Annotated in this window: 5 protein-coding genes; all 5 read left to right on the top strand. The window is 48.6% G+C overall.

Translation table 11 applies throughout. The features are described from left to right. Positions 1 to 89: 89 nt before the first annotated feature. Positions 90 to 1,580, top strand: a complete 1,491-nt coding sequence (locus FJM74_RS08250; RefSeq protein ID WP_187262111.1) for a RagB/SusD family nutrient uptake outer membrane protein — start codon at positions 90 to 92, stop codon at positions 1,578 to 1,580. A 749-nt stretch (positions 1,581 to 2,329) separates the two neighbouring features. Further along, complete coding sequence (locus FJM74_RS08255) at positions 2,330 to 3,400, top strand: Gfo/Idh/MocA family protein (protein ID WP_187262112.1); 1,071 nt, start codon at positions 2,330 to 2,332, stop codon at positions 3,398 to 3,400. 159 nt (positions 3,401 to 3,559) lie between these two features. Then, positions 3,560 to 5,149: a sodium:solute symporter gene (locus tag FJM74_RS08260; RefSeq protein ID WP_187262113.1), complete on the top strand. Its 1,590-nt coding sequence runs from the start codon at positions 3,560 to 3,562 to the stop codon at positions 5,147 to 5,149. A gap of 418 nt (positions 5,150 to 5,567) precedes the next feature. After that, on the top strand, positions 5,568 to 8,429 hold the full coding sequence (locus tag FJM74_RS08265) for a glycoside hydrolase family 2 protein (protein ID WP_187262114.1): 2,862 nt from the start codon (positions 5,568 to 5,570) through the stop codon (positions 8,427 to 8,429). Positions 8,430 to 9,678: 1,249 nt separating this feature from the next. Beyond that, positions 9,679 to 11,175, top strand: a 1,497-nt coding sequence (locus FJM74_RS08270; RefSeq protein ID WP_187262115.1) for a YDG domain-containing protein, incomplete at its 3' end; no start/stop codon positions are given.

Consider the following 11,175-nt stretch of genomic DNA (forward strand, 5'->3'; position numbering starts at 1 on the left):
CCAGATGGGAAGCAAAACTAAACCTGTGGCATAAAAAAGTAATAGCCTTGTGTCCTGTGTCTCTTTTTTAACTGTTAAATTTTTTGAAGATGAAATCTCTAAAATATATAGCCCTGAGTCTGGCGCTGGCCGGTTGCACCGACCTGGCCGAACAAGTACACTCTGAACTGCCCTCTGACAAAGCCAGGGCGTTTCTGGAGGAGAACGTGAACTTCCCCTCTATGCTCGAGCGCGTGTACCGCGATTTCGACAACCCCTTTGTACAACATGGTGCCTCGGTATGGGTAATAGATGAGATCAGCGGCGATGCCATGATCTGTCCGTCCAGGCCTTCGGGCTGGGACAATGGCGGGGTATACCGCGACCTGCACCAGCACACCTGGCGGGCCGACCATGCCTACCTGCGGCAGGTGTGGGAGCGCATGAACCGGGGCGTTTTTGATGCCACCAACGTGCTTAACTTTAACCCCACGCCAGAGGTAGCGGCAGAGGCCCGATTCCTGCGCGCCTATTTCATGTTCACGCTGCTGGACCTCTACGACAGGGTGCCTTACCGGGAGCCTGGCTCCAACCTCCTAAACCCGCCAGTGGTGTATACCGGCACCGAGGCCATCAACTTTATCATCAAGGAAGTGGAAGAGGCGCTGCCGCTGCTCTCCGACACGGCCCCTGCCTTTAAGGCCTCTAAAAATGCAGCCCGTGGTTTCCTGACCAGGCTGTACCTTAACAAAGGCGTGTATGCCGACAGAGCCAATCCGCAGTTCAACAACGCCGACTTGGATAAGGTAATTCAGTATGCCGACGCCATTACCGGAAAGTCGATAAACTTTTACTGGGACAGCTTCGGGCCGGACAATAACACCAAATCTACGGAGTTGCTCTTCACCATCGAGGGGCAGGGCGGCGTGCGCTCGCACTCTTTGTATGTGCTCTGGAATGCCATTTTCCCTGGCGAAATGACCCTGCCAAACGGTGGCGGCTGGAACGGTTTTGCCGCCGTGGGAGATTTTTACGATACCTTCGAGCAGAACGACATCAGGAGATACTACGAGCACCCGATCACCAAAGAAAGAGGCTACAACGCCGGATTCCTGGTGGGACAGCAGTACAATCCTAACGGTGAACCAATACCGAATGTGGTGTTTACCAAGGAGATACCAACCATCGTAGGGGCCGGCTTATTTCATGGCGTGCGTCCGGTAAAATATATTCCGGACTATGTGAACAAGACAGCTGCCGACAACGACTATGCACTGATCCGTTATACGGATGTGCTGCTCATGAAAGCAGAAGCGCTGCTGCGCAAAGGCATGGAGAGCGAAGCACTCGCCATTGTAAACAGTGTCCGGACCAACAGAGGTGTAGCTGCTTATCCGTCGCTCACCCTGGATAACCTGCTGGCAGAGCGTGGCCGGGAGCTTAACGCTGAAGGGCTGCGCCGCACAGACCTGGTACGATACGGGAAATTCCTGCAGCCATGGCACCTGAAGCCGGCCTCCGACCCAAAACGCCTGGTGTTCCCCGTGCCGCCTGCTGATGTGCTGGCCAACCCGAACCTGGAGCAGAACCCGGGTTACTAAGCAAGGCATCCGAAGAGACTATTGAAAACAAAGATGGAGTACCCGTTTTTCATCGGCAGATGGTGGCGGGTATTCCATCTTTTTCAGTTTGAAGGAGGCAGAACTTTCGCGATGCACGCAAGGGGGCAATTATTCTAATGAATTTGCCCCTCCGGAGGTTCTGCTGCTGATTAGCTACTGAATATTAGATAACAGGTTTAAGATGAAAAGCATTACTGTTTTTCTGGAATGCGTTGATATTTAGTTGTTGATTGCTTCCCAAAACTTACAGTCTGCATTAAATTGTAATTTGTCCCCCTTTGAAGGGGGTAGGGGGATGAATTCCTTCAAGTTTTATTTATTTAGCTGTCTTGGGTTAATCTGAGTTATGTAGAATACTGACTGCAAATCCATTTTTATGACTATGATCCGGCAATCATCCCCCTGCCCCCTTCAAAGGGGGACAAGATGTGCCAGACGTAACATCAGTAAATAAGGAACAGTGTATAACTATTTTCTAAAGTCCAAATCAACAATTTAGCCATTTAACAATCAACAACCAGCAATTAATTGAATGAAATAGGCCCTCCGGAGGTTTTTGCTGCCGCTGCTGCACCTCAGGGCAAAGCGCTTATTATTTCTAATTTTTAATTTCTAGTTTATATACACGGAGGTGTTATCAAAAAAATGGCTAAATAGCGTTAGTAAAATTTCATTGTTTCATTCATAAATAAGATATTTATGGATGAATTGCATCTAAAGAATCAGATATGTTAAAATTAGGAATATTAGGCCTGGGAGAAGGAAGGAGCACCATGTCCGCCGCCTTGCAGAGTAACAAGTGGGAGCTGAAGACTGTTTGCGACCGAAACCTGGAGATGTGCAAGCACAGGGCCAAAGAGTTCGACTTCCACCAATACACCACCGAATACAGCGACCTGCTCAACGACCCGGAAATAGATGTGATCGCCATCTATACGCCCGATCACCTGCACGCCGACCACATTAAGCAAGCCCTGCTGGCTGGCAAGCACGTGGTTTGCACCAAGCCGCTGCTAAACGATCTGTCGCAGGCAAAAGAGCTGCTGGAGGTAAGCGCCAGGGCTGGCAGGAAATTGTTTGTAGGCCAGAGCAGCCGCTTTTTCGAGCCCATGAAGAGGCAGCGGTCCGATTATGAGGAGGGTGTGATCGGAGACCTGGTTACCATAGAAGCCTACTACCACGCCGACCACCGCTGGTTCCTCGAAAAGCCCTGGGCGCTGGAGAAAAGCTTTAAGTGGCTGTATGGCGGCCTGAGCCACCCGGTGGACCTGGTGCGCTGGTACATGCCAGATATTGAAGAGGTAATGGGCTACGGCATGCTGAGCCCCAACGGCGTGAAAGGCGGCCTGAAGAACGAAGACACCATGCACTTCATCTTTAAGGCCAAAGACGGCAGAATAGCCCGTGTAAGCGGCGTGTACACCGGGCCGGTGCAGCCTGTGCTCCGCGACAGCGAGATGAGCTGCATCCTGCGCGGCACCGAAGGCTGCAGCCAGGGCGACTACATGGACTTGCGCTACGCCGTTACCACCAACACAGGCGAAGAGAAAATCATCACCTTCGAGCACAAGCTCAAGCACTACTTCCGCTTTGAGGGCAAGAGCCACCATGCCGGAGAGTACCAGAACTACCTGGAGTACTTTGCCGATTGCATTGAGCAGGACAAAACCGCCTACCCCGACCTGAAAGAAGGCATCGGCACTATTGCCCTGCTCAACGCCATGGAGAAGTCGCTGCAGACAGGTGCCCCCGTAAAAGTGGCCGACATCCTGCAGCAGCATGACCTGGCCGGGCTATAGAGTGTATCTGCTTAGCTACGCAACGCTGCCTTAACCCTTAAAAGAAGCTGCCTGTGGTGCCGGATGCCTGCAGGTAGCTTCTTTATGTTTATTACTCCTTTAATTTTTCATATGTGCATTTTGGCCTGTTCTGAAATCACGTGTAAAACATAATTGATTGTGCAAGACGTTTACAGCTTTCTAAAGCCAATAGACTTCATCGTCGTGGTGGCCTATCTGTTAATAATTATTGGCCTGGGCTTCTGGGTAAGTTTCCGGAAAAAGAAGAACACCGGCGAAAACCTGTTCCTGGCCGGCCACTCCTTAAACTGGTCCAGCATTGGTTTTACCATGTGGGGTACCAACGTAGGGCCGTCTATGCTCATCGCCTCTGCCAGTATTGGCTTTACAACAGGCATGGTAGCCGGAAACTTTTCGTGGTATGCTTTTCTGTTTATCTTTCTGCTGGCGGTTGTGTTTGCCCCGCGCTACCTGGGGGCAAAGGTGCTCACCCTGCCTGAGTTTATGGGCAAGCGCTTCGGGCAGTCCACCCGAAGCATTCTGGCCTGGTATACTATTGTTACGGTGCTGATCTCGTGGTTGTCGCTGACGCTGTTTGCCGGTGGTATACTGGTGGGGCAGATTCTGAACCTGCCGCTCTGGGTATCGGTGATGGTGCTGATCGTTATTTCTGCCTTTTTCACGATTGCTGGCGGCTTGGAGGCCATTGCTTTTACGAATGTGTTCCAGATGATCTTGCTGATTGTGGTGTCGCTGGCGCTCACAGTGGTGGGCGTTATAGAAGCCGGGGGCCTTATGGCGGTGTATGAAGGCGTACCCGCCGATTACTGGAACCTGCTGCGCCCGCTCGATGATCCTAACTACCCTTGGGCGGCCATTTTGCTGGGCTACCCGATTATGGGGGTGTGGTTCTGGTGCACCGACCAGTCTATGGTGCAGTCGGTGCTGGGGGCTAAAAGCCTGAAGCAGGGGCAGCTGGGTGCAAACTTTACCGGCTGGCTCAAAATTCTGGATGTGCCGCTGTTCATCCTGCCGGGCATTATCTGCTTTATCCTTTTCCCGGAGCTGGAAAACCCCGACATGGCCTACATGACCATGGTAACCCGCCTGTTCCCCGCTGGCATGACGGGCTTGGTGATGGCCGTGCTTATCGCAGCCCTGGTCAGCACCATCGATTCGGCCCTGAACTCGCTCAGCACCGTTTTTACCATGGATATTTACGTGAAAAAAGTAAAGCCTGATGCCACGCAGAAAGAGATCGTGAAGATCGGGCGGATTGTGACCGTAGTGGGCGCCGTGATTGCGGTTGGCTGCAGCCTGGCCATAGACAGTATTAAAGGATTGAACCTGTTCGACGTGTTTCAGTCGGTGCTGGGCTTTATTGCGCCGCCTATGTCGGTGGTGTTCCTGTTCGGTGTGTTCTGGAAAAAGACGACCACACGCGCCGCCAACTTCGTTCTGACTGTTGGTACGGCCTTCAGCATTGGTACAGGTATTATGTATTTATGGGTTTTCCCGTCTGCTCTCTACGATTTCTGGCCTCACTTCCTGCTCCTGTCGTTTTACATCTTCGTAATTCTGAGTGTTGTCGCTTTCCTTATTTCTTATTTTGATAAGAATGCAGCTGCCAAAAATCAGAACATCCTCGATTTTAGCAACCTGGTTAAACCAGACCGAACTGTGTGGGTTTTATGGGCATTGCTGATTATGGTCATGGTAGGGCTGTATGTATTCTTTAACGGGCATTAAAAAGAGTGAAAAGCACAAGGTTTTTTCATATAAAAATGCCTTATTTACATTTAAATACGAACAAAGGTTTGTGTAAAAGCGCTTGTGCTTCCTGAGAGGCGTGAGAAAAATTTTTTTTAGCGCTATAAACGGCTGATAGATATATTTTTTGCTGTTGGATGGTGGCAGGCGGAGACGTGAAAACCTCCTGCTTTGGTAACAAACCTGCTTTAGTTAGTTTACTTCATTTTACCAGATCTGTCAGCCACTGAGCAGCAGGAGTAGAAAGCTCCGGAGACCTTTTTTGATTAGAATAATAATGCCTGAGCCGACGAAAGATATTTAGGCGGCACAAAGCATGCCTAAAAAGCTGCTGAAGCAGGAGTGAATAACTGTTTTTTTTAGAATACAATTATAATTGAATTATTACCCAGAGATCATGAAATCTATTCCATTACGATTCTTTTTTGCCCTTTTCCTGCTCATACCGCTTTCGGGCCTGCAAGCACAGGAAACGAAAGTGCAGTACCTGTCCGGCACCGGGAACAACCACACCGTAGACTGGCAGTTTATGGTGACAGAAGGCCGTAAATCAGGAAAGTGGACCAAAATAGCGGTGCCATCGGTGTGGGAGCAGCAGGGGTTCGGCTCATACAACTACGGCAACGACAAAGCTGATGTGCGCGCCAAAGAAAAAGGCTTGTACAAATACACGTTTAGGGTGCCAGCCAACTGGAAGAACAACACCGTGAACATCGTATTTGAAGGATCCATGACCGACACGGAGGTTAAGATAAACGGACAGCTGGCCGGCCCGATTCACCAGGGCTCTTTCTACCGGTTCAAGTATGATATTACAAACCTGTTGCAGCCCGGCAAAAAGAACCTGCTGGAAGTAACCGTAGCCAAGCATTCTGCCAACGAGTCGGTGGTAAAAGCAGAGCGCCATGCCGACTTCTGGGTGTTTGGCGGTGTTTTCCGTCCGGTGTACCTGGAGGCGCTGCCTGTGCAGCACATTGAGCGCCACGCCCTCGACGCCAAAGCCGATGGCAGCTTTACGGCCGAAGTACACCTGAAAGGCCTGGCAGGTGCCAACGAGGTATCCGCTCAGATCTACACCCTTGACGGGCAAAAAGTAGGCTCTGAATTTAAGGCCAGCCTTAAGCAGGGGGAAACCGTGGCGAAACTGCAAAGCAAAGTTTCGGCGGCAAAGCAATGGACACCAGAGTTCCCCAACCTGTACCGCGTTACCTATACGCTGCTGCAGAATGGCAAGGCGGTGCATACCGTAAACGAGCGCTTCGGTTTCCGGACCGTTGATTTCAGAGAGCGCGACGGCATTTATGTAAACGGCACCAAGATCAAATTCAAAGGCGTAAACCGCCATTCGTTTCTGCCGGAGTCGGGCAGAACCACCAACAAGCACAACAGCCTGGAAGATGTGCAGCTTATAAAAGAGATGAACATGAATGCTGTGCGGATGTCGCACTACCCGCCTGATAAGCACTTCCTGGAGGTATGCGACTCGCTGGGCCTTTTCGTGATAAACGAGCTGACTGGCTGGCACGATGCCTACGACACAGAGGTAGGCAGCAAACTGGCAAGGGAAATGGTGATCCGCGATGTGAACCACCCTTCTATTGTCATGTGGGCCAACGGCAACGAAGGCGGGCATAACTTTGACCTCGATCCGGTAATAGATGAGATGGATTTTCAGAAGCGCCCGGTTATTCATCCGTGGGAGCTTTTCAGGGGCATCCATACGCAGCACTACATTAACTACAACTTTGGCACGGGCACCTACTTCGAAGGCCGCGACGTGTTCTTCCCGACAGAGTTCCTGCACGGCCTCTACGACGGCGGCCTTGGTGCCGGCCTCTACGACTTCTGGGAACTGATGTGGCGGAAGCCGCTTTCTGCGGGTGGTTTTCTGTGGGTATTTGCCGACGAAGGCATTGTGCGCACCGACAAGAAAGGACAAGTGGATACAGACGGCGACCATGCTGCCGACGGCATTCTGGGGCCGCACAAAGAAAAGGAGGGAAGCTTCTATGCGATCAAAGAAATCTGGTCGCCTATTAAATTTGAGCAGCGCGAAATTACCCCAGGTTTTGATGGCACCTTCCGGGTAGAGAACCGCTACTTCTACACCAACCTCGACCAGTGTACCTATTCCTTCAAACTGGCGCAGATGCCCGAGCCGAACAGCAGCCGCAAAGGCGAAACGAAGACAGGCTCCTTTAAAGCGCCTTCCGTAGCTCCCGGCGACAAAGGCACTCTGGCCCTGCAACTCCCTGGTGACTGGCAGAATTATGATGTTATCTACATTACCGCCACAGATCCGCACCAGAAAGAGATTTTTACCTGGAGCTGGCCAATTACACGTCCGGTTACCATAGCCGAGCGCATTGTTGCCAAAGAGGGTGCACAGGCTGCCACCTTCCAGGAGTCGGGCCAGGAGTTTGTGATTACTGCCAATGGCGTAGAGGTATCTTTTGACAAGACAAATGGCCTGCTGAAGCAGGTGAAGAATTCGAAGGGCATAATCCCGTTTGCCAACGGACCGCTGCCAGCCGAGGGCGAGATAGATTTTAAGAAGCTGACGGCGCGCAAAGACGGCAACAACGTGGTGATCGAGAACGAGTTTGGCGACAAGGGTCAGTTTAAAATGCTGAAGTGGACCATGTACCCTTCCGGCTGGCTGCAAATGGACATCCAGTACCTGACCTACAAAGGTGATGAGAACGACAAACTAGGCGAGCACTCCGACTTCCTGGGCATCAACTTCTCATTTCCGGAAGACCAGGTAAAAGGTGTGCAGTGGCTGGGCGACGGCCCGTACAGAGTCTGGAAAAACCGCCTCCACGGCAACAAGTTCGATATCTGGACGAAAAAGTACAATAACACCATCACCGGGTACACCGGCCCTGGCCATACCCGCTTTGAGTATCCGGAGTTTAAAGGCTACCACTCCAACATGTACTGGATGAAGCTGCTGACAAGTTCGCAACCCTTTACCGTGGTAACCGATCAGGAAGACATCTTCCTCCGCCTGTTCACGCCTGCGTTGCCAGAAGGTAAAACCTACAACACGGCTCCGGCTTTCCCGAAAGGCGACATCTCTTTTATGCACGGCATCACGCCAATCGGTACAAAGTCGCAGAAGCCTGAGTACCTGGGCAACTCCGGGCGCCAAAACAACTACTTCGACTACTGGAGAAGCCGCCCGAAAGTAATGACGCTTTATTTCAACTTCTCCGACGACCAGACCAACACGGACCTGGCCACCACCAAGAAGTAGGAACAATAACTGTTATAGTCAAAAGCCCTTGCCATTATGTATGGTGAGGGCTTTTTTGTGTGGCAAGGTGCATTAATTATTTGAATGAAAATGGCTTTCCTGCAGCTTTATAACTCTTGCTACTGATGATGATGTTCTTTTTGAAGGCAGCCTCCCTAAATCAATACTGTCACTTTTTGAGAACTAATCACACAATCCAATTACCTTATTAATAACTTTCCAAAGATTGAGCACTGGTTGCTGCACCTCCATAATACCTGATGCCTTTAATCTTTCGCAGTACCAAGCGCCTCCAAGTAAGCCTTATCGGGTTAGTTCGCGAGGAAGAAACAGCATGTATTACCGAATTATTCTAATCAAAAATGCCCTTCAATGAACTCAGCTGCTCCTGATGTGGCCGATATAAGCTTGAATGCGGTAGATGTTACCCAATGTAGTTAATTTTCAAGTTCAACTTGCCGGTAACAGAAGCAGTAACAAAGCGTGTTTAAACCGCAAGAAGCTGGTTTCCATTAGAATAATTGCTCTTTCACCTTGCAGGACTTACCTGTATGGGCTAATGATTATTTCATTTGTGGTTTATATTGTTCTATATCTTCTTAGTAAGATTTAATACCTATGGCTGAAATACTTATACTCCTATTATTTTTTGAGAATTATATTTCCTAAAAACGTATTGTTGTTATAACTATCTAATATATTCTTTGATTATTTGTGAATTGCAAAATATTTATTCTACATTTATTGCATCAAATCGATAATTTATTTGGCCTAATAAAGATGGTGCTGCGGAGATGCTTCCTGAGAAGGGTGGTACTGGCTAAACAATGTTTCTTCAGGATTTGATAAATAGGTGCAGGTGCAGTTATGTCTGTATAGAAGAAGTTAAACAGATATTGCATAACACAGGATAAACACAGTTGGCAATGCAGTGAAATTTGTAGCCCTCGGCTGCGGATTTTAACTAAACAGTCAATTCTCTTGATCAAGCATTTATAGTTCATTTAAACAGTTAAAATCCTTTATAGGGCACTTCATGTGCACTACTACCGGAACTACTTATTCTGATGCTATGCCAGCTTGCGCAGCATCAGCATTGGCGGTAGTCTGTCTTTTACTACAAGCCTTTGCAGGCAGCCTCGAATGTTGCTGCAATCGGCTGCTGCTTAGTACAGGACAGGGGGAAAAGTGAGTTTAAGGTTTACGCTAATTTTTTACATCTATAATCTTTTAACCTTAATCAATTTTTATGAAAAAATTTTCCTCCCCTCCAAGCAAGGTCCCTCCAGCATGGCACAGGCCGCTGTTGGCGCTCCCTCACATTTTTAGCCCCTCCACTGGGGTGGCGCTGAAAAAAAATCCGAACTTATATGATGATCTATCTGATGAGACAGCTCAAGCAACTGTGTGTAATTGTGGAGGTTTGGGTGTTGGCCAGAAATTGATAGCAAACATTGGCGTGCAGCAGATGTTGCTCATATTTGGGTTGATGCTGCTGGCTACGTTTGGGGTCCAGGCGCAGGATGTCTCACCGGCAACTGTAACAACTGATAAAGATGATTATGCTCCTCGTTCGAATGCTGTATTTACCGGCAGTGGGTTTGCTGCTTACGAAAATGTGGTGTTGAAAGTAAAGAATTTAAGCAAACCCTGTAACACAGTATCTGCGGATTCGTCTTATCTGCCCTTTTCCGTCGTTACAGATGCCAATGGTGGTTTTGTAACCAATTGGACAGTGTGTGACTGCCCGGGAGATTCGTTACAATTAAAAGCAACTGGACAGATATCTGAGATGGTTGCTTATGCTTATTTTACGGATGGGCCAACTTTAACAAAAGTTGTAGTGGGACAGCAGAGCAATAATGTTGTATCTGGTACTTCTGGTTCTGTAACATTTCCAGTAACAGTAACTAGAGCTGGATCTAATGGTAACCTAAATGTTAATATTTGTTTATCCTCAAGTACTTTGCCTTCAGGTATAGTAAATAGTTTTACAAATGCCAATATTTTGAATGGTAGCTCAACTTCATCTCCTACATTAACATTGAATTATTCGGCTGTACCCGCTGGTACCTATTCCTTTGTGATTAGAGCTTATCTGTCTGGCGGAAGTAGAAGTTGTTCAAATCCTGGCTCAGACTATGAAGAGATTACAGGCACATTTGTTGTAGCAACTGTTTGTACAACACCAAGTATTTCTTCCCAACCGGGGAGTCAGACAAAAACTTATGGAGACAATGCAGTATTTACTGTAAGTACAAGTGGAACAACTCCAACTACCTATAAATGGCAGATTAGTAAAAATAATGGTGTAAGTTTCACAGATGTGAGTGATGAAACGTTCACTGGTTACAGTGGAGCATCATCAGCGGCTCTGACCGTCACAAAACCTACTGTAGCAATGAGTGGCTATAAGTATAGAGTGATATTATCTGCATGTTCTCCTGTACAATCAACTACAAGTAATGGGGAAGCAACATTAACAGTTAACACGAGACAACTTACGCCTACTATAACAGTTGCAGATAAAACGTATGATGGTACAGCTTTAGCAACTATAACTGAACGTTCTCTGGCTAATACAGTAGATACAGACGAAGTTAGTCTTGGCACAAGTGGTACAGCAACTTTTGTTGATTCTGATGCAGGAGAAGGCAAAACCGTAACTATAACTGGCTTGTCTTTGAGTGGCGCATCAGCTGCTAACTATAGTCTTGCTTCCACAGTGGCTACGGCTACTGCCACC

This window comes from Pontibacter beigongshangensis, from assembly GCF_014332515.1.
Classification (GTDB): Bacteria; Bacteroidota; Bacteroidia; order Cytophagales; family Hymenobacteraceae; genus Pontibacter; species Pontibacter beigongshangensis.